Raw genomic sequence first — 25,722 nt, 5'->3', positions numbered from 1 at the left:
CACCCCGCCCCAGGCGGAGACGGGATGGGGCGCTCCGGAGGAACTCACTGCAGGTAGTGCGCGAAGACGAAGCTGTAGTCCCTGTGCGCGGACAACGAGGGCGTGACGAGCGAGCCCGGCGCAATCTCCGGCCCCGCCGTGCCCCACGCGGAGCCATCGTTCGGCGACGTCCGCGAGTACAGCACCCCCGCGAAGTTGGTGCCCCGGACGGCCTGATGCATGCCACTGAGGCTCTTCGCCAGCGACGGCTGGGTGCGCGTCTCATCCGTGCCGTACAGCATCCCGTCGTAGACCAGGCCCGCCCCGTCCCAGTGCAGCTTCAGCGTCCGCACGAGGTACTTCGAGTGCAGGATGTCATCGGACCAGCTGAACCCGATCCGGATGAAGCTGTTGCCGGAGCTGGTGATGGAGACCCCCGCGAGCGCCCGGTAGTAGGCAGGCACCGGCACCACGACCTCCGGCCCCCAGTTCCAGCCGCCGTTGGTGGAGACGCGCGTCACCACCTGACCGTCATTGTTGGGATTGGCGCGGTCGAGCTTCGCGTACGCGAGAATCCACACGGTGTCGGTCAGCTTGTGCACCGCCGGCGTGCCGATGGTGGTGGCGCCGGCGACGTTGCCCACGCCGAACCAGCTGACGCCTCCGTCGGTGGACTTGACCATGCGGATCTGCATGGCGTCGTTGAGCGGGTCCACCCACGCCATGATGTAGTCATTGTTCCAGCCATGGCCGGTGGTGCCGTAGATGCTGCGCTCGCCGCCGAAGACGAACCACTTGCTGGTGTCATAGGCGGAGCCGTCCGAGTTGCCGCGAATCCACTGCGGGTTCTTCCCCGCGCCCGTGTAGAAGAACACCGTCTGGCTGGTGTCCCGCAGCGCCGTCGGGTCGATGGACGTCGTCACGCCGATGCCGGAGAGGTTCGTGGTGAACGCACTCCAGGAGACGCCGTTGTCCGTGGAGCGCTTCATGTAGACACGGTCGTAGTCCCGCGCACCGTAGAGCGCGCGCACGTCCGTGTAGTCCTTCGTCGTCGGGCCGTGGCGCATGCCCGCATGCACCGAGGGGAACATCACCGCCGTGGTGATTCCGTCCTCGTGGTCCAGGCCGAACGCATGCCCGAACTCGTGGATGGCCACGCCCTGCATGTCGATGGCGCCCGTGGTGTTGCGGTGCGGCGTGAAGGTCCAGGGCGTCCCGTTGGAGCTCTTGCGGTGGAAGATGATGGTGATGGCGCTGCCCGTCCCGAAGGTGGAGGCCACCCGGGAGCCATCGCCGTGCTTCTCGTTCATCTGCACGATGATTTCGCCCGACGACGCCACCGTGCGCGTCGTGTAGCCATAGACGGCGGGCTTGAGTCGGAAGGCGCCGATGGTGCGCCACTTCACGATGGCGTTGTAGAGACAGGACATGAAGGGGTCACGCCAACTGGCCGGAATCCCTTGCGCCTCGAAGCTGTCCCAGTTCACCCAGATGGGAACTTCGGCATCCTGATTGTAGATACGGACATCCGCGCGGGCTGACGTGGAGGACAACACCACGACACCCGCAAGCACTGCGCCCCACCAATTCGAGGACATTCTTTCCCCCTCGTGTTCGAGTCGTGCAGCAACGCGTGAACGGGCAGTCCGCGAGACCTTCGCCAAGGACTCGACGAAACAGGCGGCGACGCACGTATGCTTCCTGCTCCCACCCTGTCAGCACCCCCGGGCGCCCCACCCCACCATGACGACTGGAAGCGATTCGAGTCCCCAAGACGTTGGCATGCGGCGCGCCGTCTCCCGCTGGGAGCTGGTGGGCTTCTCCATCAATGACGTCATCGGCAGCGGGGTGTACCTGCTGCCCGCGGCGGCCGCGGCGAACCTGGGCTCCGCGAGCACCGGCGCCGTGGTGCTCGCCGGGCTGGCCGTGCTGCTGCTCGTGCTCTGCTTCGCGGAGGCCGCCAGCTACTTCGACAAGCCCGGCAGCGCGTACCTCTACACGCGCGAGGCCTTCGGCGAGCTGGTGGGCTTCCAGGTCGGGTGGATGACGTGGCTGGCCCGCGTCGCCTCGGTGGCCTCGCTGTCGGTCGGCTTCTCCCGGGCGCTCGGCTACCTGTGGCCCGGCGCCAATGCGGGCTTCGGTCAGAGCCTGGCCATCGCGATTCCGCTGCTCGCGCTCACGGCCATCAACGTCGTCGGGGTGAAGAGCGGCGCTCGCACCGCGGTCTTCCTGGCCATCACCAAGACGGTGCCGCTGCTGGTCTTCATCGGCGTGGGCATCTTCTTCGTGTCGGCGCCGCTGGCGACCTCCGTGGAGCCCAAGAGCACCGGCAGCCTGGGCGCCGCGGTGCTGCTGCTCCTGTTCGCGTATGCGGGCTTCGAGAACACGGCCGCGCCCGCGGGGGAGTTCAAGAACCCGCGCCGCGACGTGCCCTTCGCGCTCATCGTGCAGATTGGCGTCGTCACGCTCATCTACACCGCGGTGCAGTGGGTGGCGCTGGGGACGTTGCCCGGGGTGGTGGACGCGAAGACGCCGCTGGCCGATGCCGCCGCGAGGTTCCTCGGGGGCTGGGGCGGCCTGATGATGACGGTGGGCGGCGCGCTGTCCATCCTGGGCACCAACAGCAACACGGTGCTCGCGGGGCCTCGGTATCTGTATGCGCTCGCGCGGGATGGCTTCGGGCCCGCGGTGCTCGCCACGCTGCACCCGCGCTTCCGCACGCCCACGGCGGCCATCCTGGTGCAGACGGGCATCGCGTTGCCGTTGGCGTTCTCGGGCTCGTTCGAGGTGCTCGCCACGTTGTCCGTGGTGGCCCGGCTGGCCACGTACTTCGGCACGGCGGTGGCCGTCCCGGTGCTGCGCCGCAAGCTCCAGCAGCCGGCCAACGCGTTCCGCATCCCCGGCGGGCCGGTGATTCCCATCGCGGCGGCGTCGCTGTGTGTCGTGTTCGCGCTGAGCGCGGAGAAGAAGAACCTCATCGCGGGGGCCATCGCGCTCGGGGTCGGCTTCGTGCTGTATCGCTTCCAGCGGCGGCCCGCGGAGGAGAAGGTCGCGCTCGAGTAGGTCCGTCGCCGGGTGCCCAGGCCCGTTCCCCGTGGGCCTGGGTTTCGTGTTAGCGGTGGCGACGTGGACGACGCGCGCATCACCCTGCTCGACCCAGGATGGGAGGCGCCTCTCGACGGGGGCGGCCTGCCGAGCCCGTTCGATGAGCTGGGCCCCTCGCCGCTGGCGAGGCAGGCAGCGGAGGTGTTGCAGCGCGAGCTTCGTGAGGGGTGGGTGGCTCCGGGCGTCCCCACGCCGCCGCTGGAGGGCCGCGAGGGCGGGAAGATGTTCGGCGTCCTGGTGGTGCGCCTGTCCGATGGGCGTCTGGGGTTCCTCCGGGCCTTCTCGGGGATGCTCGCTGGACACTGGGACGTGGAGGGGTATGTGCCTCCGCTGTTCGACCGTGCGGCGCGAGCGAGCCTTGAGCCCCAGGGCGAGGCCACCGTGAAGGCGCTCCTCGCCCGCGCGGAGACCATGCGGGCCTCTCCCGAGCTGCTGACCCTGCGGGCAGCACATGCGGAGCAATCCGCGAGACACGCGGCGGAGCTCGCGGCGCTGCGTGAGCGGCACGAGGTCCGACGAAAGCAGCGGCATGCACGCAGGGCGGAGCTGACCGGGGCATCCTCGAAGCGTCCACAACAGGTGCCCAGCGCATCAAGCCGTGACGATGGAGCCGCGCCGGCATGGGTGGATCGTCCGGGTGGAACGGTGGAGTCACCCGCCTCGCGCCCGGCCGAGAGTCATGGCGAGGGTGCCACTCCGGAGGCTGCCACCCAGGCAGCGGCGCTGCGCACCAGTCTTCACGCGCTCGACCAGGAGAGCCGTGGCGACAAGGCCGAGCGACGACGACTGGAGGCCACCCATGCTTCAGAGCGAAGCAGCCTCGAGCCGAAGCTGCTGCGTCTGGAGCGTCGGCTTCGCGCACTAGACCGTCTGCGCCACATGGTGAGCCGTGCCGTCATGCGGCGCATCCATGACACCTACGTCATCACCAATGCGCGTGGAGAGCGCCGCCTCCTGCGCGGCCTCTACGAGCGAGCCCAGCCGCCCTCCGGCGCCGCCGACTGCGCCGCGCCCAAGCTGCTCGCATATGCACGGGCTCACGGGCTGCGTCCCGTCGCGCTCGCGGAGTTCTGGTGGGGCGCGCCGCCTCCCTCCGGAGGACGAGTCACCGGCGCGTACTACGCGGCCTGTCGCGACAAGTGCGGCCCCCTGTTGCCCTTCATGCTGGAGGGACTCCACGTCGCGCCACCACGGACCTTCACGCCTCCGTCCACCACTCCAGGCGCACTGAGCATCCTGTTCGAGGACCGCTGGCTCGTGGTCGTCGCCAAGCCCCATGGGCTGCTCTCCGTTCCCGGGCGCGAGGCCTCGCTGAGCGACTCGGTCCTCACGCGACTGCGGGCACGCCATCCCGACGCCACCGGTCCCCTGCTCGTGCACCGGCTGGACCTGGACACCTCCGGGCTGCTCGTCGCCGCGCTCGATGCGCGCACGCACTCGGCGCTGCAACGCCAGTTCGTCCACCGCGAGGTGCACAAGCGCTACGTGGCCTGGGTCGACGGCATCGTCACCGGGGAAGAGGGTCGCATCGACTTCCCGATGCGCGTCGACCTCGACGACAGGCCCCGACAGATTCACGACCCCATCCACGGCAAGCCCGCCGTGACGGAGTGGCGTGTGCTGGAGCGTCGCGGCGGTCGGACGCGCGTGGCCCTCTTCCCACTCACGGGCAGGACGCACCAACTCCGCGTCCACGCCGCGCATCCGCTCGGCCTCGGCGCACCCATCGTCGGCGACCGGCTCTACGGCCGCGACGGCGAGCGGCTCATGCTCCACGCGGAGTCACTCACCCTCCTGCATCCAGGGACCGGTGAGCGCGTGACTTTCGACTGCCCCGCGCCCTTCTGACCAAGGCGGCGCATCACCGACACCGAGCGCTCCTCGCTCCTCGCTCGCCGAGATGACTACGCCCCAGCGCGCCGAGCAGCACTCGCGGCCTCGGTGTCTCCGCCGCAGGAGCGGTGCCCGATGGCCTCGCTTTTCGGACTCCTTGGCTCAACGCATCGCGGGCCAACACCGCGCGCGGCGCCCGACGGCCTCGCTTTTCGGACTCCTTGGCTCAACGCATCGCGGGCCAACACCGCGAGCGGCGCCCGACGGCCTCGCCTTTCGGACGCCTCAGCTCATCGCGAGGCCAACGCCGCGAGCAGCACTCGCGGCCTCGGCGCATCAACCCTCGGACGGCACCGGAGCCTCCTCGACGGGAGCCTCCGCCACGGGCTCCGCGGGCAGCTCCGTCGCACCCGACGCCGCGGGCTTCACGCCCAGCTCCCGCGTCAGCTTCGGGTTCACCCCCGTCTCCGCCAGCAGCCGCTCCAACTGCACCCGCGCCCGGCGATTGTCCCGGTGCACGCGCCGCCCGAGGATGAGCTCGTTCTTCAACGAGTGCTCCCACCCCGTCAGCTCCGTCACCGTCACCTGGTACCCGAACGCCTCCAACGTCAGCGCGCGGACCACGTTCGTCAGATGCGAGCCGAACTCGCGACGGTGCCACGGGTGCGCATACAACAGCCCCATGCTCCCCTTCCCCGCCGCCCGCTGCTCCTTGAGCTGCGCCGCCACCTCGGCCTGACAGCACGGCACCACCGCCACGTGGTCCGCCCCGTGACGAATCGCCGCGATGAGCGCGTCGTCCGTGGCCGTGTCACACGCGTGCAGCGCCATCAGCAGGTGGATGCGCTCCGGATACGCCGCCTGGTCGATGTGCGCCGTCTGGAAGGTCATCCGAGAGAAGCCCAGCCGCTCCGCGCGCCCCTTCGCGCGCTCCGTCAGCTCCGGCCGCCCCTCCACCGACAACAGCGTGCCCCCGGCCGCGTCCTTCAGGAACAGCTCGTAGAGCACGAACCCCAGGTACGCATTGCCGCTGCCCGCGTCCACGAACACCGCGGACTCCGGATGGCGAGCCTTCACGTCCTCCACCGCCGGACGCATCAGCCCCATCAGGTGGTTGACCTGCTTGAGCTTGCGCAGCGCGTCCGCGTTGAGGTGCCCCTCGCGCGTGAGCAGGTGCAGCTCGCGCAACAGCGCCTTCGACTGGTCCGGCAGGAGCTCCCGCCGGACCTGCGACGCCTTGACGTTGCGCCTCAGACGGACACCACTTCGAGCACCTCGGGGATGATCTCCCGCAGACGCCCCTCGATGCCCATCTTCAACGTCGCCGTCGACGACGGACACCCCGCGCACGAGCCCTTCATGTGCAGGTACACGATGCCGTCCTCGAAGCGGTCCAGCGTGATGTCACCGCCGTCCATCGCCACCGCGGGACGAATCTCCGCGTCCAGCACCTCGCGGATGCGCGACTCCACCGAGCCCCCCCCCTCCGAGGACACCTGACGCGCCGCCGCCACCGCCGCCTCGTCCACCACCGGCTCGTTCGCCGTCAGGTGCGTGTCCAGGGTCTCCATCACCTGGTCGTTCAGCTCGTCCCACTCACCGTCCTCGCCCTTCGTCACCGTCACGAAGTTCGAGCCGATCATCACCGCCGTCACCCCGCGCACGTCCATCAGCTTGTGCGCCAGCGGCGACTTCGCCTGGGCGTCCTCACGATTCGTGATACTCACCGCGCCACCCGCCAACAGGCGCCGATCCACCACGTACTTCAGCGTGCTGGGGTTGGGGGTCCACTCAAGCTGGATGTTCACCGACATGCAGTTCTCCTCGGCCACTCCTCTAAGGCGCTCGGGGCCCCATAGCAACCCGACCCTCGGGGAATCAAACGTCCGCTCGGGCCCCTCCCACCAGGTCCCTCGCCTTCTCAACCGGGAATAAAAGAACAGCCGGAATTCGCGGCGGAACCTGAAACAATCTATGGTGGGAGGACCTCTGCACCCCGGTGAGCCGTACATGGCCTCGAGTCCGCTGCGTCGCTCCGTCGAGTCAACCGCGCCCGCGGCTCCACGCATCCCCGCGAGCGTGCTGGAGGGGTTGTTCGTCCGGGGGCTGAAGGTCTCCGGGCGGCTGGTGGAGGAGTTGGAGGCGCTGGGCTACGACATCAAGCGGCCGGAGGTGGACTATCCGGTGGAGGTCTTCCAGCGCGCGGTGCTGCTGGCGAGGCGGGAGGTCTTCGGCGCGCTGACGGACGAGGAGGCCTACCGTCGGTTGGGCCGCACGCTGGTGGACGGCTTCGCCTCCACGCTGGTCGGCCGGGTGGCGGCGGTGGCCCTGCCCATGATTGGCCCCGCGCGCGCGGCGGAGCGCATCCCGCGCTACCTGGCGCTGATGGGGCGCACGGACATCGACGTCACCCAGACGCCCGTGGGTGAGCGGGGCCGGCGCATCGTGTTCACGGACCGCTACAACCGCCCGGACCTGATGGCCGGCGGCCTGGAGCGGATGATGGAGCTGGCCAACGCCCAGCCGCGAATCACCGTGGAGGAGCGCAACGTCGAGGGCTACCGTCTGCTCGTCCGCTGGTAACCCGGGCCCGCACGGGCCCAGGAGAGTTCATGTCCTACCCTCCCCGACTCGCCCACCTCGCCACCCGCGCCGTCGTGGTCGCGAAGCTGGTGCCCACCTACGCCCAGGCGCACCGACTCGACGAGGAGGAGGCCGCGCAGCGGCTGACGTCCGCGATGTCCGGGCGGATGCTCGCGGCGCTGCTGGACGCGGCGTGGACCGCGATGCGCGGCAAGACGAAGCGGCTCACGGATGACGGGCTGTTGGAGAAGGTCGCCGGTACGTTGTCGGAGCGCCCGCTGCGCCCGGGCCGCGTGGCGGAGGTGACGCCCGCCTGGAGCGCCTTCCTGGTGCTGACGGACCTGGAGGCGGGCACCGCCAGCGACGCGGCCCGCCGGGTGATGGAGACCGAGGAGGGACGTCGACGGGGCGACGAGGGCATGGCCGAGGCGGGCCGCTTCCTTGCCGCCGAATTGACACGCGGCAAGTAGGGGCCGGCCGGCCGTGGCATGAGGGGCCCCGCGTCGTTATAGGCTGGCCCCACGCTCCACCGTGCGCCGCCGATGTCCACCCCGCTGCCCACCACCCTGCGCATCCTGCCCTCCATCCACGAGGTCCCCGCCTCCCTCTGGGACGGGCTCGTGGACGAGGCGGCCCTGCCCTTCCTGGAGTGGACGTTCCTCGCGGCGCTCGAGGACAGCGGCAGCGCGGTGCCCGAGCGCGGCTGGCACCCCCGCCACCTGACGTTGTGGCGCGGCTCCCGATTGGTGGCCGCCGCGCCCGCCTATCTCAAGGACGACAGCCAGGGCGAGTTCATCTTCGACGCGCCGTGGGCCACCGCCTCCGAGCGCGCGGGCCTGCGCTACTACCCGAAGCTGGTGCTCACCGTGCCCTTCACGCCCGCCACCGGCCGGCGCGTCCTGGTGGCCCCCGGCGAGGACCGCGCCGCACGCGAGGCGGAGCTGTACCAGGGCGCGCTGGAGTTCGCGCGCGCCGAGCAGCTCTCCGGCGTCCACGTCCTGTTCCCCACCCAGGAGGAGCTGCCAACGCTGGAGGCCCAGGGCTACGCGCTGCGGCTGGGCGTGCAGTACCAGTGGGACAACGCCGGCTACAGGACGATGGAGGACTTCCTCGCCCGCTTCCACTCCAAGCGCCGCAACCAGGTGCGCCGGGAGCTGCGCGCGCCCGCCGAGCAGGGCCTCGAGCTGAAGACGCTGCGCGGCGACGCGCTGTGCGAGGTGGACGTGGACACGCTCCACCGGCTGTACGCCTCCACGGTGGACAAGTATCCGTGGGGCGCGCGCCTGCTCACCCGCGACTTCTTCGCGCGGATGCTCTCCGGCTTCCGTCACCGCTGCGAGCTGGTGGAGGCCCGGCGGGAAGGCCGGCTGGTGGCGGGCGCGTTCAACTTCAGGGCGCCCCAGGTCCTGTACGGGCGTTATTGGGGGTGTTTCGAGGAGCACCCCTTCCTGCACTTCAACGTGTGCCTCTACCACCCGGTGGCCGAGGCCATCGCCCAGGGGCTGACACGCTTCGAGCCGGGCGCGGGCGGCGAGCACAAGCTCACGCGGGGCTTCGAGCCGCGCCTCACGTACAGTGCCCACCTCTTGCTCCACCCGGGGCTGGACCGGGCGGTGCGCGGCTTCCTGGAGCACGAGCGGGCAGCCGTCCAGGGCGGACTGCCGCAGTGGCGGGCGGAGACAGGTTTCAAGGGAGTGGCCTGAAACGGCGCGCTTCCCAGGTCATCAGAGGGAGTCGGACAGGAATATGGCGCAGAAGCATGACAACGACGGCTCCGTCGCCACGGAGACCGCCCCCAAGCAGAAGCTCAAGAAGCCGACCCTCTACAAGGTGCTTCTGCACAACGACAACTACACGACGCGTGAGTTCGTGGTGGCCGTCCTCAAGGAGGTCTTCCACAAGTCGGAGTCGGATGCCGTGCAGATCATGCTGCACGTCCATTACAACGGAGTCGGAGTGGCCGGCGTCTATACGTTCGAGGTCGCCGAGACGAAGCTCAAGACGGTGGAGGCCGCGGCCCAGGACAATGGGTTCCCGCTGCGGTTGTCCATGGAACCCGAGGAAGGTTGAACCGTGGCAGGACCGCTGATTGCCAAAGAATTGCAGGCCAGCTTCCGCACCGCCCTGGAGGAGGCGCGGAAGATGGGCCACGAGTACCTGACGCTGGAGCACCTGCTCCTGGCGCTCACCAAGGACTCGCGCACCCGCGAGGTCCTCAAGGCGTGTGGGGCCAACGTCAAGCGCCTCCAAGAGAGGCTCGTCTCCTTCCTGGAGGAGACGGTCGAACGGCTGCCCGAGGACGCGGAGGCCGACCCCCAGCAGACCATCGGCGTGGAGCGGGTGCTCCACCGCGCCGCCATGCACGCCCTGTCCGCCGAGCAGAAGCTCATCGACGGCGGCGACGTGCTGGTGGCCCTCTTCCGCGAGGAGGAGAGCCACGCGCTCTACCTGCTCCAGCAGGAGGGCGTCACCCGGTTGGATTTGCTCAACTACATCTCCCACGGCATCTCCAAGGATGAGGCGGGCGAGGGCGAGGAGGGCGGCGCCAGCAACGGGCACGCGCCCGCGGGGGACGACGACGAGGAGGGCGAGTCGCCGCGCAAGAGCCCGCTGGAGACGTACACCACGCAGCTCAACATCGAGGCCAAGGAGGGGCGCATCGACCCGCTCATCGGCCGCGACAAGGAGCTGGAGCGCACCATCCAGGTGCTCTGCCGCCGCCGCAAGAACAACCCGCTCTACGTGGGTGAGGCGGGCGTGGGCAAGACGGCCATCGCCGAGGGCCTGGCGCTCTACATCCACGAGGGCCGCGTCCCCGAGCCCTTGAAGAACGCCATCGTCTACTCGCTGGACATGGGCTCCCTGCTCGCGGGCACCAAGTTCCGCGGTCAGTTCGAGGAGCGGCTCAAGGGCGTGCTCAAGGCGCTCCAGGAGCAGCCGGAGGCCATCCTCTTCATCGACGAGATCCACACGATTGTCGGCGCGGGCGCCACCAGCGGCGGCTCCATGGATGCGTCCAACATCCTCAAGCCGGCGCTCGCCAGCGGGAAGCTGCGCTGCATCGGCTCGACGACGTATCAGGAGTTCAAGTCCTCCTTCGAGAAGGACCGCGCGCTGTCGCGGCGCTTCCAGAAGATTGAAGTCGCCGAGCCCTCCGTCGAGGACACCGTCCTCATCCTGGAGGGGCTCAAGAGCCGCTACGAGGAACACCACGGCGTGAAGTACACGCCCGAGGCGATTCGCGCGGCGGCGGAGCTGGCGGCCAAGCACATCAACGACCGGTTCCTGCCGGACAAGGCCATCGACGTCATCGACGAGACGGGCGCGGCGGAGAAGCTCAAGCCGGAAGGTGCGCGCACCAACACCGTCACCGGCGCGGACGTGGAGGCCGTCGTCGCCAAGATGGCGAAGATTCCCGCCAAGAGCGTGTCCGCGAGCGAGGGCGTCCAGCTCCAGAACCTGGAGAAGGAGCTGCAGGCGGTCATCTTCGGGCAGGACGGGGCCATCAAGGACCTGGTCAGCGCCATCAAGCTGGCGCGCTCGGGGCTGCGCGCGCCGGAGAAGCCCATCGGCTCGTTCCTCTTCTCGGGCCCCACGGGCGTGGGCAAGACGGAGCTGGCCAAGCAGCTGGCGCAGACGTTGGGCGTGGAGTTCCTGCGCTACGACATGAGCGAGTACTCGGAGAAGCACACGGTGAGCCGGCTCATCGGCGCGCCGCCGGGCTACGTCGGCTTCGACCAGGGCGGCCTGCTCACGGACGCGGTGCGCAAGCACCCGTACGCCGTGGTGGTGCTGGATGAAATCGAGAAGGCCCACCCGGACCTCTTCAACATCCTGCTCCAGGTGATGGACCACGCGACGCTGACGGACAACAACGGCCGCAAGGCCGACTTCCGCAACATCGTCCTCATCCTCACCACCAACGCGGGTGCCCAGGAGATGAGCACCAAGTCCATCGGCTTCGGCGACCTGGCGAAGCCCGCGGACGCGACGCGCGCGAAGAAGGCGATTGAGCGCACCTTCACGCCGGAGTTCCGCAACCGGCTGGACGGGTGGATCCTGTTCTCCGGCCTGCCGCCGGAAATCATCCTCAAGGTCGTGGACAAGGAGGTCCGCCTCCTCCAGAAGATGCTCGAGGAGCGCAAGGTGAAGCTGGAGCTGACGCCCGCCGCGCGCGCGTGGCTGGCCGAGCGTGGGTATGACCCGGCCTTCGGTGCCCGGCCCATGGCCCGCCTCGTGGACAACTCGCTCAAGAAGCCCCTCGCCGAGGCGCTGCTCTTCGGTGAGCTGAAGAACGGCGGCACCGCCCGCTACGACGTGGACAAGGGCGGCGACAAGCTGGACCTCCAGACGACCGCCGCCCCCGCCGAGCCCGTGCCGGCGTAGCGCCACGCGAGCAAGGCCCTCGAAACGAACGAGGCCCCGATTCCCACCGTGGGAGTCGGGGCCTCTGACGTTTCCAGCAGCCGCGCTACTCGACGCGGTAGATCTTCACCGCGCTGGAGAGCTGCTCGGAGATGATTTGCAGCGTGGTGGCGGCCTCGCCGGTGGAGCCGATGCGGGCCACCGTCTCGTCCATCATCTTGGAGAGGTCGTTCACCGCCAGGGTGATTTGGTTGATGCCCACGTTCTGCTGGGACACCGCGGCGGCAATCTGACGGACGGCGGCGGCGTTGTCCTGGACGATGGAGGACAGCTCGCGCAGGTTCTGCCCGCTGGTGCGCACCTGGGCCAGGCCCGCCTCCATGCGCTCGGCGCCGCGCTCGGTGATTCGCACCGCGGCCGTCACCGAGTTGGCGATGTCGTCGAGCAGCTCCCGCACCCGCGTCGTCGCCTGGATGGACTGGTCCGCCAGCGCGCGAATCTCGCGCGCCACCACGCCGAAGCCCTTGCCGTGCTCGCCCGAGCGCACCGATTCAATCGCCGCGTTGAGCGCGAGCATGTTGGACTGGTCGGCCAGGTCCTTCACCGTCTGGGTGATGCCGCCAATCTGCTGCGTGCGCTCGCCCAGCTCGAGAATCTTCTGGGCAATCTCACCCACCTGGACGCGGATGTCGTTGAGGCCCGCCATCGTCTGCTCGATGGAGGCCTCGCCCGCGCGGGCCAGCGCGTCCGCGCGCTCGGCCACCGACAGCACGCTCTCCGCCTTCTGCGCGGCGAGCATGGAGGTCTGCTTGATTTCCTGCGCGGTGACCTGCGTCTCCTGGAGCGCGGCGGCCTGCCGGGAGATGGTCTGCGCCTGGTCCGTGGAGGACGTGTTGAGGTGCTCGGTGGACTGCGTCAGCGCCTGCGCGGCCTGCTGGAGGTTGAGCGTCACCTCGCGCAGCCGGGCCACCATCTGCGCGAAGGAGTTGGCCAGCCGGCCCACCTCGTCGCCGCTCTTGGCGTGGATGGGGCGCGTCAGGTCACCGGACTCGACGATGTGGCCGGCGACCTCCGTCAGCTCGCGCATGGGGCGCACGATGCTGCGCCCGAAGGCCGCCGCCACCGCCACGCCCAGCGCCACCAGCAACAGCGCGAAGCCCATCATCCGCCAGCGCAGCGCGGACACCAGGTCGTCGATGTGGTCGCGGGAGATGCCCACGTGCACCGTGCCCAGCCGGCCACCGGCCACGGGCGCCGCCACGTTCGAGGCGTGCAGCGTGCGGCCCTCGGTCTCGAACTCGAGCACCTCGCCCCAGCCGTTCTCCTCACTCACCTCGCCCTGCGCCACCGCGGACGCCTTCAGCGCTTCGGGGAAGGCGCCCGTCAGGCTGTGCGCCACCACGTTGCCGCCCGCGTCCGAGACGAAGACGTAGGCGACGTCCTCGCTGGTGCGCGAGACGTCCAGCAGGGGCTGGAGCGTGGTGAGGCCCATCTTCGCGCCCTGCTCCGCGGCCACCGCGAGGCTGCGGGCGAGCAGCTGGCCCTCGCCCATGTGGCTGGAGACGAGGTCCGCCTCCAGCCGCCGCGTGGCGATACCGGTGAGGATGGCGGCCACCGTCGCGCTGACGAGCGTGGTGACGAGGACGAGCTTCGGCGCCAGTCCGAGCGACTGACGGAACTGCTGGCCGAGCTGCGTGGTGAACGAGGTCTGTTCGGTGCTCACGGCATCACCACCCGGAAGACGTCGGGACGACACCCGCGAGGGCGCGGGGTGAATACAAACGACTCGGGACTACCAGCAAGCGGCCCGCGACGAACAGGGGGCACTGACGGGCTCATCGTCCCACCCCACCCTCTCCGCGCCCACCGGCCCGGAAGTTGTGGGGGATGCAGCTCTGGAGGATGAGCTCCGGCACCGAGGCCAGGGGCACGCCCTGGTCCGTGGCGTGGATCTCCAGCGCCGCGCGGGGCATGCCGTAGACCACGGAGGTGGCCTCGTCCTGGGAGAAGGTGACACCACCGGCCTTGCGGATGGCGAGCAGCCCGCGCGCGCCGTCCTCGCCCATGCCGGTGAGCACCACCCCGCCGCTGCGCCGGCCGAACGACGCCGCGAGCGACGACAGCAGCACGTCCCCGTTGGGGCACGGACCGCCCTTGCTGCGCTGCAGCCGCGCCAGCCCCGCCGGGTCCACCAGCAGGTCGTGCCCGTCCAGCGGGAAGTACACGCGGCCGGGCTCCAGCCGCTCGCCGTCCCGCGCCACGTCCACCGTCAGCGGCGTCACCTGCGACAGCCAGCGCACCATGCCCTGCGTGAAGCCCACGGTGATGTGCTGCGCGATGAGCAGCGGGACGGGCAAATCCTTGGGCAGCTTGGAGAGCAGCTCCGCCAGCGCGGGCGGGCCACCGGTGGAGGCCACCACGCCGAAGACGTCCACGCGCGCGCCGATGGGCGGCGGCGTCACCACGTTGGCGCGCTGGCGCCGGGAGATGACCGGCACCTCCGCCATCAGACACACCGAGTGGGCCAGGTCCCGGCCCCACCGGCGCAGCTCCTCCACGTTGGTGACGTTGGGCTTGCCGATGAGCTCCAGCGCGCCGGCGCTCATCGCCTGGAAGCCCAGGTCCACGCCGCGCTGCTCGGCCACCGCGCTCACCACCAGCACCCGCGCGGGGGCCTGGGACATGATGGCGGTGATCGCGCTGGGGCCGTCCAGGCCCGGCAAGAGCAGGTCCATGGTGATGACGTCCGGGCGCAGCAGGCGCGCCAGTTGCACGGCGCGGTTGCCGTCCCCGGCGCGACCGACGACCTCGATGCGAGGGTCCTCGGTGAGCAGGGCCGTCAGTGTGTTCGCCATGGTGGGCGAGTCGTCCACCACGAGCACCCGGATGGGGCGTCGGTTGTTCACGCGCGCGCTCCCCTGCGGCTCATGACGTCGAGCACCTCGGCGAGCAGGCGGCCCGCGGCGCACTCGCGCTTGCTCAGGTAGCCATCCGCGCCCGCCGCCAGGCCCCGCTCCCGCGCCGCCGCGCTGTCATGCGCGGAGACGAGGATGACCGGCAGCGACGCCGTCTCCCGCTTCTCCCGCAGGCGGGCGATGAGCTGGGTGCCGTCCATCTCCTCCATGTCCAGATCGCAGATGACGACGTCGTAGGTGTCCGTCGCCAGCCGGTCCAGCGCGCGGGCGCCGCTGGCCGCCAGGTGCACGCTGAAGCCGCCCGCCTCCAGCATGGCCCGGTGCAGCGCGCGCGCGGTGAGCGAGTCGTCCACCACCAGCGCCCGGCGCTGCGCCGTCACCTGCGTCTGGCCCGACTCCGTCACCAGCCAGTCCGGCCGGCAGATGAGGAGCAGCTCACCGCGGCTCAGCGTCGCCGCGCCCTGCCACGCCGGCACGTCGCGGACCTCGGAGGGCAGCGGCCGGATGACCAGGTCCCGGTCCCCCACCACCGCGTCCACGCCCAGGGCCACGCGCTTGCCTCCGCTCTGCACGATGAGCAGTGGCTGGCCTTCCGCGGGCGGCGCCAGCGCGCGCAGGCCCAGCCTGGCGCCCAGGTCCACCACCGGCAGCAACTGCCCCTGGTACTCCAGATGCGCCTTGCGCTTGCCCAGCCGCAGCGAGTCCGCGCGCGCCAGCTGCGTGGCCTCCACCGCGAGCATCGGCAGGCCCACCAGCTGCTCCAGCGCGCGCACCACCAACACGGGCGAGCTGCCCAGGTCCACCGGCAGCGTCATCACGAACCGCGTGCCCTGGCCCGGCGTGCTGTTCACCTCGATGCGGCCCTGCAGGCCCTCCACCGACGCGCGCACTGCGTCCAGGCCCACGCCCCGGCCCGACGTGTCCGTCACGTCCGAGCGCGTGCTGAAGCCCGGCCGGAAGATGAGGTCGCGCAGCTGGTTCTCGTTGAGCCGCTCCGCCTCGTCGGAGGCGATGACGCCGCGCGACTCGGCCACCTTGCGCACCCGCGTCACGTCGATGCCCGAGCCGTCGTCCGCGCACTCGAGGAAGAGCAGGTTGCCCTGCTGCTCCACGCGCAGCGTGAGCGCGCCCTCGTGGTGCTTGCCCGCCTTCTCGCGCTCGGACGGAAGCTCCAGGCCGTGGTCCACGGCGTTGCGGAGCAGGTGCACCAGCGCGCCCTGGAGCTTCTCCAGGAGGCGCCGGTCCAAGGACAGCTCCGAGCCCACCACCGACAGCCGCGCCTCCTTGCCCAGCTGGCGCGACAAGTCACGCACCATGCGCTGCAGCGGGTCCAGGATGGTGCGCACCGGGCGCGTGGTGATGGCTTTGAGGCCCTCCTCCAGCGCGTCGACGATGTCGCTCGTCTCCTCGCCATCGGTGCGCAGCGAGCGCGACGTGCCGGACAGCAGCGTGCGCGCCTCGGCCGTCTCCGCCAGCAGGCCCTGCTTGGCCAGCACCGTCACCACGCGGTCCAGCTCGCGGCCGCGCTCCTCCACGCGCAGGCGCACCTCGCGCAGCCGCTCCACCTCGCGCATCAGCGCCGTCACCTGCCGCACGCTGACGCGCCAGCCCGTGTCCGCGGACTCCGCCTGCGGGTCCAGCTGCGCCGACAGCTCCGACGCCCCGGCCTCCTCCGAGGCGCTGTTCGGCTCCGGCTCCGCGGCGCCGTTCGGGCCCGGGGCCGCCTGCGCGCCCACCGACTCCGGCGCGGGGCCGTCCGCCACCAACTGCGCCAGCGCGGCGGCCGGGTCCGGCAGCGAGTCCCCGCGTCCATCCGCGTGCGCCTGGGCGCGCAGCATGAACAGGTCCAGGCCGTGCAGCAGCACGTCCACCACGGACCGGGGCATCTTCTGCGTGGTGGCCTTCAGCGGCGCGAGCGCGTCCTCCAGCTTGTGCGCGATGTCGCCCAGGTCCTGCAGCCCCAGGCTGGACGCGCTGCCCTTGAGGGTGTGCAGGTGCCGGCCCAGCCGGACGTAGAGCTTCGCGAGCGCGCCCGAGTCCAGGCCCTCGCGCTCCAGCTCCAGCAGGTCCATGGTGACCTTCTGGATGACCTCCTGGGCCTCGACGGCGAACCCCGTGACGAGTCCCTGCAGCATCGGGTCAACGGGCATTGCGTCCTCCCGTCGAGCGGGTGGTGAACAGGCGCTTGAGGTCGATGAGGTGGATGAGCTGCCGGTCCTGGGTGAAGACCTCCATCACCGGCCCCTCGGCCCGCACGCGCGCGGCCTCCACCGCGCTCGCCGGCAGCGTGGTGGGGCGCGGAATGGCCTCGCAGTCCAGCGCGCACAGCTCGCCGTCGCCGCGGTCCACCACCAGCAGCACCGCCGGATCCTGCCGCCAGCCGTGCCCGCCCAGCATGGACGCGAGGCTCAGCGCGGAGAGCACCTGGCCCTGGAAGCGCAGCACACCCACGACATGCGGCGAGGACAGCGGCACCGGCGTCACCATCCGCAGGGGCAGCGCCGCGCGCAGCATCTCCAGCGACAGCGCGTAGCGCTCCTCGCCCAGCGGGAACTCGGCAATCCAGTGGACCGCCTCCTCCACCGTCGTCTCGGCCTGCTCGCGCAGACGCGAGGCGCGCCGCTCGAGCAGCTCGACGGCCTCCTGCTCCTGGGCCTCCTCCATGCTTCTGGGAAGGATTTTCATTCGAGGGCCCCTTGATTGAGGTAGGCGTCAGCGGACGCCTGATAGAACCGCGCCGGCAGGGCCTCGGGCCCGTCCACGAGGTGGTCCGGCGCCAGCCGCTCCGCGCGAACCCGCAGCGCGCGCATCAGCGGCACCGCCGCCTCGCGCGCCCCGGTGCGCTCCCGAAGCAGCGCGAGCTCGAGCAGCCCCGGCAGGTAGTCGGGAGCCTGACGCACCAGCGACTCCAGCACCGCCGCCGCGCCCTCCACGTCGCCCTCCTCGATGCGCTCCAGCGCCTCCAGGTGCAGCCGGGACGGCGGGGGCGGCGGCGTCACCCGCGCGGGCACCACCGGCACGGGCGTGGCCTTGGGCTTGCGGAACAACGGCGCGGGCGGCTCGGCGCGCTCCACCGGGCGCGGCGCGGGCGCGGGCGTGGTCAGCTCACCGGGCGCCAGCATGCGGAAGGTCTGCAGCTCCGGCGGGCCCTCGCGCACCATGCCGGGCGGCACCCGGTCCGCCTCCACGGCGCCCAGGAACAGGAAGCCGCCCGGGTTGAGCGCCCGCGTCAAGAGCGAGATGGCCTGCTCGCGCGCGGCCGGGGAGAAGTACGTGAGCACGTTGCGGCAGAGGATGAAGTCGAAGCGGCCGAAGCGCTCGGGCAAGGGCGCCAGCAGGTTCCCCTGCGCGAAGGTGGTGATGCGGCGCACCACGGGGAGGATGGTGACCTGCCGCTCCGGCGCGTCCAGGTAGAGCGGGAACAGCCGCGGCGCCGACTCGCGCCGGGACCAGGTGCCGTAGGACGCGCGCCGCGCCGTCTCCAGGCTCGCCTCGTGCAGGTCCGTGCCCAGCACCTCCACCGGGAAGCCATGCGGCACCGACGCCAGCAGCGCCGCCGCCAGCGAGTAGGCCTCCTCGCCCGTGGCGCAGCCCGCGCTCCAGCCGCGCAGCGCGAGCGCGCCCTTGCGCAGCGCCGCCGGCACGCCCACCTGAGAGATGAAGCGGAAGTGCTCGGGCTGCCGGAAGAAGTACGTCTCCCCCACCAGCGCCGCGCGCACCAGCGTCCCGGACAGGGGCGACTGGGGGAAGAGCATCTCCCCCAGGAGGTCCGCCGACGAGCGTCCGCGCGCGAGTTCCTGGCGCACCACGCGCTCCATGGCCTCGGAGGCGATGGCGTCGTCGCGGAAGCCGGTGATGGAGGACACCACTTCCCGCGCTCGGGTCAGAAGCCGCGGGTCGAGCTCTGCGCTCATGCGCTCCGCCTGGCCTCCGCGGCCTCCACCATCTTGGGCAGGTCCTGCAACAGGCCCCGCGCCACGAACACCCGCGGGTCCAGGATGGGCAATAGGTGCCCCCCGGCGCGCAACATCCCGATGAGCCCCTCGCGCAGCGGACCATGGTCCGTGCCGCCCACGCGCTCGCGCCGGTCGATGTCCGCCGCCGCGTACTCCTCCGGGTCCTTCACCGTGTCCACCGCGAGCGCCAGCGCCACCCCGTCCACCTGGATGACCACCAGCATCCGCTCCACGCGCGGCAGCGAGTGCTCCACGCTCAGGCGGCGCGCCACGTCCAGCACGCACAGCGCCTCGCCGCGCACCTCCACGTATTCGCGCAGGTACGAGGGCGCCGTGGGCAACGGCCGCGTCGCCGGATGCAGGAGCACCTCGCGCACCGCGTCCAGCGGCACCGCGAACTCCAGCGTGCCCACCGTCACCCGCAACACCAGGAGCGAGCCGGTGCGCGCGCGGCGGCGCGAGTTGGCCAGCGCCTCCCCCACCGCGTGCAAGAGCTCATCCGCGCGGAAGGGCTTGGCCAGGAACGTCTCCGCGCCCAACCCCAGACACGCCTCCGCGCGCGACTTCTCCGAGGAGATGATGATGACCGGGATGTCCGACGTGGCCGGGTCCGCCTTCATCCGCTGGAGGACCTCGTCGCCGTCCATCTCCGGCATCGACAGGTCCAGCAGCACCGCGGCGGGCCTGAGGCGGGAGACCTTCTCCAGCGCCTCGCGGCCGTTGCTCGCGGTGTGGATGGTGTAGTGGCCGGAGAGGATGGCGCGCTCGAGCGCCAGGATGGCGTCGCTGTCGTCGACGAGCAGCAGGGACGGCAGGCTCACGGCATCAAGCCTTGGTCAAGAACTGACGGACGGTCTCCGTCAGCTCGTGGTGGGAGACCGGCTTCTGGATGAACGCGTTGGCGCCCGCCTCCGTGCCCCGCTGGCGCAGGGCCACGTCCTTCTCCGCCGTCAGCAGCAGGATGGGCACGGTGCGCAGCTGCGCGTTCTTGCTGGCCCGGACCTCCTTGACGAAGGTGATGCCGTCCATCCCGGGCATGTTGATGTCCGCGATGACCAGATTCACCGGGACGAGTTTGAGGAGTTGCAGCGCACGAGATGCATCTTCCGCCTCCACCGTCCCTACCTTGAGGTTCATGAGGTAGATCTTGACGATGTTCCGAACGGTCGGGCTGTCGTCCACCAGCAAGATGTTGGTGCTGTTGGTGCTCACGGTGCCACGGCTCCTGCGCAGGGGTTGGGCCAATGCGGCCGTCCCCTGCGAAACGTGGGAGGACTCTACCGTGAGCGCTCTCACGGGAGAAAGCGGGGGGACCTGTCCGCATTCACGGCGGGCGGGCAGGTGTCGGATGACCTCGACGCCGGGAGCGGGTGGCGCCTACTCGCTCGGAGGCTTGGTGCCTGCGGGCTGGGCGCCCGCCACGGACTCCGGGGGCACCGGTGGCGCACCCACGGCGTGATAACCACCGTCCACGTGGATCATTTCGCCCGTGGTGGAGGGCAGCCAGTCCGACAGCAGGGCACACGCCGTCCTGGACACCATGTCGTGGCTGTCCTTGGCGCTCCAGCCCAGTGGGGCCTGGGTACCCCACCCCGCCTCCAGCGCCTTGAAGCCCGGGATGCCCTTGGCGGCCATGGTGGACAAGGGACCCGCCGCCAGCGCGTTGACCCGGATGCCCTTGGGGCCCAGGTCCCTGGCCAGGTAGCGGACGGTGGACTCCAGCGCGGCCTTGCACACGCCCATCCAGTCGTAGATGGGCCACGCGACGCGGTTGTCGAAGTCCAGCGTCACGATGGAGCCGCCCGGCGGCATCAGCGGCACGCACGCCACCGCGAGCTCCTTGAGGGAGAACGCGGAGATGCGGAACGCCGTCTGGACGCTCTCCCAGGGCGTGTTGAGGAAGTTGCCGCCCAGGGCGTCGTCCGGGGCGTAGGCGATGCCGTGGAGCACGCCGTCCACGCGGTCCCAGCGCTGCTTGAGCGACTCGGTGAGCGCCTTGAAGTGCTCGGGGTTCGTGACGTCCAGCTCCAGCACCTCGAGCCCCGGCTTGAGGCGCTTGGCGCTGCGCTCGGTGAGGGACTTGGCCCGACCGAAGCCCGTCAGGAGGATGTCCGCGCCCTGCTGGAGCGCGTGCTCGGCGATGCCATAGGCGAGGGACTGGGGGGTGAGCACCCCGGTGATGAGCAGCTTCTTGCCCTGGAGCAGCATGTGAGGCGGCCTCTTGGGAGGGAGAAGGGGTTGGGGGAGCGGGCTGTCTAGCACTCCTTTCGACCGAAACGGGACGAAACGGGTGCTGGGAGTCCCCGGGTGTCGGGGTGTTCCCAGGTGAAGCTGGGCTCAACAGCGGCATGACTTGGCCTGCTCCCCTGAACAGGCCCCTCCCCTGGGGTGCCGCCAGGGCCCAACAAAGACGCCTCGAAAAACCCCCAACGGGGCGGTCATCCAGTAAAAGACGACACCGCCATGGCGAACTTCCAGGACTCGTTCCTTTCCGGCGCCAACATCGACTTCATCGAGGGGCTCTACGCCCGCTACCTCGAGGACCCCGCCAGCGTGGATGCAAGCTGGCGAGAGATCTTCGAGCGAAACGATGGCGCCGGCCGTCCCATCTTCAGCACGAAGCTCTTGGAGGTGCCCGCGGCGGCCGTCGCGCCCGGCAAGGGCAACGGCAAGGCCGCGGGAGCCGCCCAGGCCCCCGCCGCCGCGCCGGCCGCGGCCGCCCCCGTCGCCGCCCAGAGCACCGCCCAGGCCCAGGCGCTGGAGCTGCAGTCCAAGGTGGACCAGGCGCTCTTCGCGTTCCGGCTGCGCGGCCACCTGCGCGCCGACCTGGATCCGCTCAACCGCCCGCGCCCCGCGCTCGCCCACGTGGCGGACGTGAGCATGGTGGATGACGGCCACTTCTCGCCCAAGGAGCGCGAGCAGGAGGTGGAGACGCACCACGTCTTCCCGCAGCAGAAGGTGAAGCTGGACGAGCTGCTCGCGCGCCTGCACCGCACGTACACGGGCAGCGTCGGCGTGGAGTTCATGCAGATCCTCGACAGCGAGCGCCGCCGCTGGCTGATGCAGCGGATGGAGCACAGCGAGAACCGCACCGCGTTCTCCGTGGAGGACCAGCGCCACATCCTCACCAAGCTGTCCTACGCGGAGGGCTTCGAGAACTTCCTGCACACCAAGTACGTGGGCGCCAAGCGCTTCAGCCTGGACGGCGGCGAGGCCCTCATCCCCATGCTGGACGCCATCGCCGAGGTGGGCAGCGGCCTGGGGCTGAAGGAGGTCGTCATCGGCATGGCCCACCGCGGCCGCCTCAACGTGCTGACGAACATCCTGGGCAAGCAGCCCGGGCAGATCTTCAGCGAGTTCGACGGCCCCAAGGACCCCCGGGCGTACCTGGGCCGCGGCGACGTGAAGTACCACATGGGCTTCTCGTCGGACCACACCACGCGCCAGGGCAAGAACGTGCACCTGTCGCTCGCGTTCAATCCCAGCCACCTGGAGGCCGTCAACCCGGTGGTCGAGGGCCGCGTGCGCGCCAAGCAGGAGCGCTTCGGCGACACCGAGCGCGTGGGCGTGATGCCCCTGCTCATCCACGGCGACGCGGCCTTCATGGGCCAGGGCGTCGTCGCGGAGACGCTCAACCTGTCGGGCCTCAAGGGCTACACGACGGGCGGCACGCTCCACGTCGTCATCAACAACCAGGTCGGCTTCACCACCGACCCCCACGACTCGCGCTCCTCCATCTACGCCACCGCCATCGCGCAGATGCTGGACATCCCCGTGTTCCACGTGAACGGCGATGACCCGGAGGCCTGCGTGCACGTGGCGCGGCTGGCGGCGGAGTACCGCCAGACATTCCACAGCGACGTGGTCATCGACCTCATCTGCTACCGCCGCTACGGCCACAACGAGGGCGACGACCCCTCGTTCACCCAGCCGGCGATGTACGACATCATCCGCAAGCACCCCACGGTGCGCACGCGCTACGCGAAGGCGCTGGCGGACGGCAACCGCATCAGCGCGGAGGAGTCGGAGGCCATCAAGCAGCGCTGCCTGGCGGAGTTCGACGCGGCGCTGACCCGCGCGCGCCAGGAGAGCGAGTTCAAGGAGCCCAGCGCGCTGGAGGGCCTGTGGAAGGCCTACCAGGGCGGCTCGGTGAAGAACGCGCCCCAGGTGTCCACCGCCGTGGACAAGGCGAAGCTGCGCGACGCGCTCCAGCGGCTGTGCACGGTGCCCGAGGGCTTCCACGTGCACCGCGACGTGGAGCGCACCGTCATCAAGAAGCGCCTGGGCATGCTCGACAGCGAGGAGCTGCAGTGGAGCGAGGGTGAGTCGCTGGCGTACGCCACGCTGCTCTCCGAGGGCCACCCGGTGCGCCTGTCCGGCCAGGACTGCGAGCGCGGCACGTTCAGCCACCGCCACGCGGTGCTGCACGACGTGCAGACGGGCGCCAAGTACACGCCCCTGCAGCAGTTCTCCACCGGCCGCGCCAGCTTCCAGGTCGTCAACAGCGCCCTGTCGGAGATGGGCGTGCTCGGCTTCGAGTACGGCTACAGCCTGGACGTCCCGGACGGCCTCACCCTCTGGGAGGCCCAGTTCGGCGACTTCGCCAACGGCGCTCAAATCATCATCGACCAGTTCATCGCCGCCGCGGAGAGCAAGTGGCGCCGGCTGAGCGGAATCACGCTGCTGTTGCCACACAGCTACGAGGGCCAGGGCCCCGAGCACTCCAGCGCGCGCCTGGAGCGCTTCCTGGACCTGTCCGCCGAGGACAACATCCAGGTCTGCTACCCCACGACGCCCGCGCAGATCTTCCACCTCCTGCGCCGTCAGGTGGTGCGCCCGGTGCGCAAGCCCCTGGTCATCATGTCGCCCAAGAGCCTCCTGCGCCGGCCGGAGGCCACCAGCAAGGTGGACGAGCTGGCCACGGGCGGCTTCCAGGAGGTCATCCTGGACAGCGTGGCGCCCGCGGGCGTGACGCGGCTGCTCTTGTGCAGCGGCAAGGTGTACTACGACCTGGTGAAGGCGCGGAACGAGCGCAAGGACGACAGCATCGCCATCGTCCGGGTGGAGCAGCTCTACCCGTTCCCGGCGGACGAGCTGGCGAACCTGGTGGCGAAGCTGCCCAGGCTCGCGGAGGTCTACTGGGTGCAGGAGGAGCCCCGCAACGCGGGCGCGTGGCACTTCATGTTCCCGCGCCTGCATGACCTGGTGTCGTCGCGCTCGCAGCAACCCGTGAAGTTGGGCTACATCGGGCGCGCGGAGGCCGCCAGCCCCGCAACCGGCTTCCCGAAGACTCACGAAATCGAGCAGCAGCTCATCATCGAGGAAGCCATCTTCCGAGGGACCAAGAATGGCCGTTGAACTGAAAGTACCCCCCCTGGGCGAGTCCATCACCGAGGCCGTCGTCGGCAAGTGGAACAAGAAGCCGGGTGACGCGGTGTCCGCGGACGAGCCGCTCGTCGTCCTGGAGACCGACAAGGTCACCATCGACGTGCCCGCGCCCGCGGCCGGTTCCCTGGCGTCGGTCGCCTTCAAGGAAGGTGACAAGGTGCGCGTGGGCGACGTGCTCGGCCTCATCGAGGCCGGTGCCGGCGCCGCCGCCAGGCCCGCGGCGGCCGCTGCTCCCACCGCGCCCGCTCCGGCGCCCGTCGCCGCCGCGGCGCCCGCGCAGGAGTCCGACGCGCGCATCACCCCCACCGCCAGGAAGATGGCGGAGGAGAACAAGGTCGACGTCAGCCAGCTCAGGGGCAGCGGCGCCGGCGGCCGCATCACCAAGGAGGACGTGCTCGGTCAGCTCAACCGCCCGGCCGCGCCCTCCCAGCCCGCCGCCCCGGCCCAGCCCGCGGGCCCGCGCCCCAACGCCGCGCGCGAGGAGCGCGTGCGCATGACGCCGCTTCGCAAGCGCGTCGCCGAGCGCCTGGTCCAGGCCCAGTCCAACGCCGCCCTGCTCACCACCTTCAACGAGGTGGACATGGGCGAGGTGATGGCGCTGCGCAAGAAGTACAACGACAAGTTCCAGGCCAGGCACGGCGTGAAGCTCGGCTTCATGAGCTTCTTCGTCCGCGCGTCGATTGAAGCCCTCAAGGCCTTCCCCCAGGTCAACGCGGAGATCGACGGCGAAGACGTCATCTTCAAGCACTACTACGACATCGGCGTGGCGGTGAGCGGCAGCCGCGGCCTGGTCGTGCCGGTCATCCGCAACGCGGACAAGCTGTCCCTGGCGGAGCTGGAGAAGGGCGTGGGCGACCTGGGCACCCGGGCGCGCAACGACAAGCTCACCCTGCCGGAGCTGCAGGGCGGCACCTTCACGATTACCAACGGCGGCATCTTCGGCTCCATGCTGTCCACGCCCATCATCAACCCGCCGCAGACGGGCATCCTGGGCATGCACAACATCGTCGAGCGCCCCGTCGCCCGCGACGGCCAGGTGGTCATCCGGCCCATCATGTACGTGGCCCTCACCTACGACCACCGCCTCATTGACGGCCGCGAGGCCGTCCAGTTCCTCGTGCGCGTGAAGGAGTGCATCGAGGACCCCGAGCGGCTCCTGCTCGACGTCTGAGGCCGCCAACGCGACGCGTCAGTATTGACTGAGATGCCCGGCCTCAATGCAAACCGGGCATTTCAGGTCGCTGGCTGGACTTCCAGGCAGGCGTTTCACTAAAACCGGACATGTCTCCCGGTCGTCGGGGGGCGGGAAGAACGGGCGACTCTCACGCGTCGCCCCGCGAGACTGAAGGAAGTGCAATGGCAACCGGTACCGTGAAGTGGTTCAACGACGCGAAGGGCTTCGGCTTCATCACCCAGGACGGCGGTGGTGAGGACGTGTTCTGCCACCACACCGCCATCAACATGGACGGCTTCCGCACCCTCGCCGAGGGTCAGAAGGTGGAGTTCGAAGTGACGCGTGGCCCCAAGGGCCTGCAGGCGCAGAACGTTCGCGCCGCCTGAGACGTCGTTGCGATGAGCCCTTCCCCGCGAGGGGCTCA

General features: G+C 70.3%; 21 protein-coding genes. 10 read left to right on the top strand and 11 right to left on the bottom strand.

Annotated features, from left to right (window positions below):
* Window positions 1-44: 44 nt before the first annotated feature.
* The gene (locus tag VZQ01_RS28420) at window positions 45-1,577 is read right to left on the bottom strand and encodes a matrixin family metalloprotease (protein WP_426745213.1); all 1,533 of its coding nucleotides are present in this window, start codon (window positions 1,575-1,577) and stop codon (window positions 45-47) included.
* A gap of 184 nt (window positions 1,578-1,761) precedes the next feature.
* On the opposite strand from VZQ01_RS28420, the gene VZQ01_RS28415 reads away from it, so the two are divergent.
* Both VZQ01_RS28415 and VZQ01_RS28410 read left to right on the top strand, forming a co-directional pair.
* Window positions 1,762-3,042, top strand: coding sequence for an APC family permease (locus VZQ01_RS28415; RefSeq protein ID WP_223748425.1), 1,281 nt, complete (start codon window positions 1,762-1,764; stop codon window positions 3,040-3,042).
* Between the two features lie 63 nt (window positions 3,043-3,105).
* Window positions 3,106-4,932, top strand: a complete 1,827-nt coding sequence (locus VZQ01_RS28410) for an RluA family pseudouridine synthase (protein WP_426745212.1) — start codon at window positions 3,106-3,108, stop codon at window positions 4,930-4,932.
* A gap of 321 nt (window positions 4,933-5,253) precedes the next feature.
* Here the strand turns inward: VZQ01_RS28410 and VZQ01_RS28405 are convergent, their stop codons facing one another.
* Window positions 5,254-6,024, bottom strand: a complete 771-nt coding sequence (locus VZQ01_RS28405; RefSeq protein WP_426748999.1) for a class I SAM-dependent methyltransferase — start codon at window positions 6,022-6,024, stop codon at window positions 5,254-5,256.
* A gap of 143 nt (window positions 6,025-6,167) precedes the next feature.
* The gene (locus tag VZQ01_RS28400) at window positions 6,168-6,731 is read right to left on the bottom strand and encodes a NifU family protein (protein ID WP_141331543.1); all 564 of its coding nucleotides are present in this window, start codon (window positions 6,729-6,731) and stop codon (window positions 6,168-6,170) included.
* A 196-nt stretch (window positions 6,732-6,927) separates the two neighbouring features.
* Here VZQ01_RS28400 and VZQ01_RS28395 point away from each other — a divergent pair, with 196 nt between their 5' ends.
* From VZQ01_RS28395 to clpA, 5 genes are all read left to right on the top strand, one after another.
* Complete coding sequence (locus tag VZQ01_RS28395; RefSeq protein ID WP_426745211.1) at window positions 6,928-7,500, top strand: DUF2378 family protein; 573 nt, start codon at window positions 6,928-6,930, stop codon at window positions 7,498-7,500.
* Between the two features lie 29 nt (window positions 7,501-7,529).
* Window positions 7,530-7,970, top strand: coding sequence for a hypothetical protein (locus VZQ01_RS28390; protein WP_223748422.1), 441 nt, complete (start codon window positions 7,530-7,532; stop codon window positions 7,968-7,970).
* A gap of 72 nt (window positions 7,971-8,042) precedes the next feature.
* The gene (locus VZQ01_RS28385) at window positions 8,043-9,203 is read left to right on the top strand and encodes a GNAT family N-acetyltransferase (protein WP_223748421.1); all 1,161 of its coding nucleotides are present in this window, start codon (window positions 8,043-8,045) and stop codon (window positions 9,201-9,203) included.
* Between the two features lie 43 nt (window positions 9,204-9,246).
* On the top strand, window positions 9,247-9,570 hold the full coding sequence (locus VZQ01_RS28380; protein ID WP_046715870.1) for an ATP-dependent Clp protease adaptor ClpS: 324 nt from the start codon (window positions 9,247-9,249) through the stop codon (window positions 9,568-9,570).
* 3 nt (window positions 9,571-9,573) lie between these two features.
* Window positions 9,574-11,886, top strand: a complete 2,313-nt coding sequence (gene clpA / locus VZQ01_RS28375) for an ATP-dependent Clp protease ATP-binding subunit ClpA (protein WP_267699676.1) — start codon at window positions 9,574-9,576, stop codon at window positions 11,884-11,886.
* Window positions 11,887-11,971: 85 nt separating this feature from the next.
* On the opposite strand, the gene VZQ01_RS28370 is transcribed toward clpA, so the two are convergent.
* The 8 genes from VZQ01_RS28370 to fabI all read right to left on the bottom strand — a co-directional run bounded on the left by VZQ01_RS28370 (window position 11,972) and on the right by fabI (window position 20,944).
* Entirely contained in the window at window positions 11,972-13,588 is a 1,617-nt protein-coding gene (locus VZQ01_RS28370; RefSeq protein WP_223748419.1) for a methyl-accepting chemotaxis protein, read from the bottom strand.
* Between the two features lie 112 nt (window positions 13,589-13,700).
* Complete coding sequence (locus VZQ01_RS28365; protein WP_408889329.1) at window positions 13,701-14,771, bottom strand: chemotaxis protein CheB; 1,071 nt, start codon at window positions 14,769-14,771, stop codon at window positions 13,701-13,703.
* Window positions 14,768-16,930, bottom strand: a complete 2,163-nt coding sequence (locus VZQ01_RS28360; RefSeq protein WP_426745210.1) for a hybrid sensor histidine kinase/response regulator — start codon at window positions 16,928-16,930, stop codon at window positions 14,768-14,770. The genes VZQ01_RS28365 and VZQ01_RS28360 overlap by 4 nt, the downstream gene beginning before the upstream one ends.
* Window positions 16,920-17,465: a chemotaxis protein CheW gene (locus tag VZQ01_RS28355; protein WP_141330172.1), complete on the bottom strand. Its 546-nt coding sequence runs from the start codon at window positions 17,463-17,465 to the stop codon at window positions 16,920-16,922. The genes VZQ01_RS28360 and VZQ01_RS28355 overlap by 11 nt, the downstream gene beginning before the upstream one ends.
* The gene (locus tag VZQ01_RS28350; protein WP_223748417.1) at window positions 17,462-18,694 is read right to left on the bottom strand and encodes a CheR family methyltransferase; all 1,233 of its coding nucleotides are present in this window, start codon (window positions 18,692-18,694) and stop codon (window positions 17,462-17,464) included. Before VZQ01_RS28350 ends, VZQ01_RS28355 begins: the two co-directional genes overlap by 4 nt.
* The gene (locus VZQ01_RS28345) at window positions 18,691-19,557 is read right to left on the bottom strand and encodes a response regulator (RefSeq protein ID WP_141330176.1); all 867 of its coding nucleotides are present in this window, start codon (window positions 19,555-19,557) and stop codon (window positions 18,691-18,693) included. Before VZQ01_RS28345 ends, VZQ01_RS28350 begins: the two co-directional genes overlap by 4 nt.
* A gap of 4 nt (window positions 19,558-19,561) precedes the next feature.
* Complete coding sequence (locus VZQ01_RS28340; RefSeq protein ID WP_141330178.1) at window positions 19,562-19,948, bottom strand: response regulator; 387 nt, start codon at window positions 19,946-19,948, stop codon at window positions 19,562-19,564.
* 165 nt (window positions 19,949-20,113) lie between these two features.
* The gene (fabI, locus tag VZQ01_RS28335; RefSeq protein ID WP_223748416.1) at window positions 20,114-20,944 is read right to left on the bottom strand and encodes an enoyl-ACP reductase FabI; all 831 of its coding nucleotides are present in this window, start codon (window positions 20,942-20,944) and stop codon (window positions 20,114-20,116) included.
* A 255-nt stretch (window positions 20,945-21,199) separates the two neighbouring features.
* Here fabI and VZQ01_RS28330 point away from each other — a divergent pair, with 255 nt between their 5' ends.
* From VZQ01_RS28330 to VZQ01_RS28320, 3 genes are all read left to right on the top strand, one after another.
* Window positions 21,200-24,094, top strand: coding sequence for a 2-oxoglutarate dehydrogenase E1 component (locus tag VZQ01_RS28330; protein ID WP_426745209.1), 2,895 nt, complete (start codon window positions 21,200-21,202; stop codon window positions 24,092-24,094).
* The gene (odhB, locus tag VZQ01_RS28325; protein ID WP_426745208.1) at window positions 24,084-25,295 is read left to right on the top strand and encodes a 2-oxoglutarate dehydrogenase complex dihydrolipoyllysine-residue succinyltransferase; all 1,212 of its coding nucleotides are present in this window, start codon (window positions 24,084-24,086) and stop codon (window positions 25,293-25,295) included. Before VZQ01_RS28330 ends, odhB begins: the two co-directional genes overlap by 11 nt.
* A 185-nt stretch (window positions 25,296-25,480) precedes the next feature.
* The gene (locus tag VZQ01_RS28320; protein WP_141332297.1) at window positions 25,481-25,684 is read left to right on the top strand and encodes a cold-shock protein; all 204 of its coding nucleotides are present in this window, start codon (window positions 25,481-25,483) and stop codon (window positions 25,682-25,684) included.
* Window positions 25,685-25,722 lie beyond the last annotated feature (38 nt).

Source organism: Myxococcus faecalis (assembly GCF_050039385.1).
Classification (GTDB): domain Bacteria; phylum Myxococcota; class Myxococcia; order Myxococcales; family Myxococcaceae; genus Myxococcus; species Myxococcus fulvus.
This window is presented reverse-complemented; position numbering and strand designations above follow the sequence as displayed.

Bases quoted from the DNA above. Each gene is read 5' to 3' on its own strand.
- VZQ01_RS28415 (WP_223748425.1), top strand. From the start codon at position 1,762: ATGCGGCGCGCCGTCTCCCGCTGGGAGCTGGTGGGCTTCTCCATCAAT.
- VZQ01_RS28405 (WP_426748999.1), bottom strand. From the start codon at position 6,024: ATGGGGCTGATGCGTCCGGCGGTGGAGGACGTGAAGGCTCGCCATCCG.
- VZQ01_RS28360 (WP_426745210.1), bottom strand. From the start codon at position 16,930: ATGCCCGTTGACCCGATGCTGCAGGGACTCGTCACGGGGTTCGCCGTC.
- VZQ01_RS28395 (WP_426745211.1), top strand. From the start codon at position 6,928: ATGGCCTCGAGTCCGCTGCGTCGCTCCGTCGAGTCAACCGCGCCCGCG.
- fabI (WP_223748416.1), bottom strand. From the start codon at position 20,944: ATGCTGCTCCAGGGCAAGAAGCTGCTCATCACCGGGGTGCTCACCCCC.
- VZQ01_RS28390 (WP_223748422.1), top strand. From the start codon at position 7,530: ATGTCCTACCCTCCCCGACTCGCCCACCTCGCCACCCGCGCCGTCGTG.
- VZQ01_RS28350 (WP_223748417.1), bottom strand. From the start codon at position 18,694: ATGAGCGCAGAGCTCGACCCGCGGCTTCTGACCCGAGCGCGGGAAGTG.
- VZQ01_RS28400 (WP_141331543.1), bottom strand. From the start codon at position 6,731: ATGTCGGTGAACATCCAGCTTGAGTGGACCCCCAACCCCAGCACGCTG.
- VZQ01_RS28385 (WP_223748421.1), top strand. From the start codon at position 8,043: ATGTCCACCCCGCTGCCCACCACCCTGCGCATCCTGCCCTCCATCCAC.
- VZQ01_RS28355 (WP_141330172.1), bottom strand. From the start codon at position 17,465: ATGAAAATCCTTCCCAGAAGCATGGAGGAGGCCCAGGAGCAGGAGGCC.
- odhB (WP_426745208.1), top strand. From the start codon at position 24,084: ATGGCCGTTGAACTGAAAGTACCCCCCCTGGGCGAGTCCATCACCGAG.
- VZQ01_RS28320 (WP_141332297.1), top strand. From the start codon at position 25,481: ATGGCAACCGGTACCGTGAAGTGGTTCAACGACGCGAAGGGCTTCGGC.
- VZQ01_RS28330 (WP_426745209.1), top strand. From the start codon at position 21,200: ATGGCGAACTTCCAGGACTCGTTCCTTTCCGGCGCCAACATCGACTTC.
- VZQ01_RS28420 (WP_426745213.1), bottom strand. From the start codon at position 1,577: ATGTCCTCGAATTGGTGGGGCGCAGTGCTTGCGGGTGTCGTGGTGTTG.
- VZQ01_RS28380 (WP_046715870.1), top strand. From the start codon at position 9,247: ATGGCGCAGAAGCATGACAACGACGGCTCCGTCGCCACGGAGACCGCC.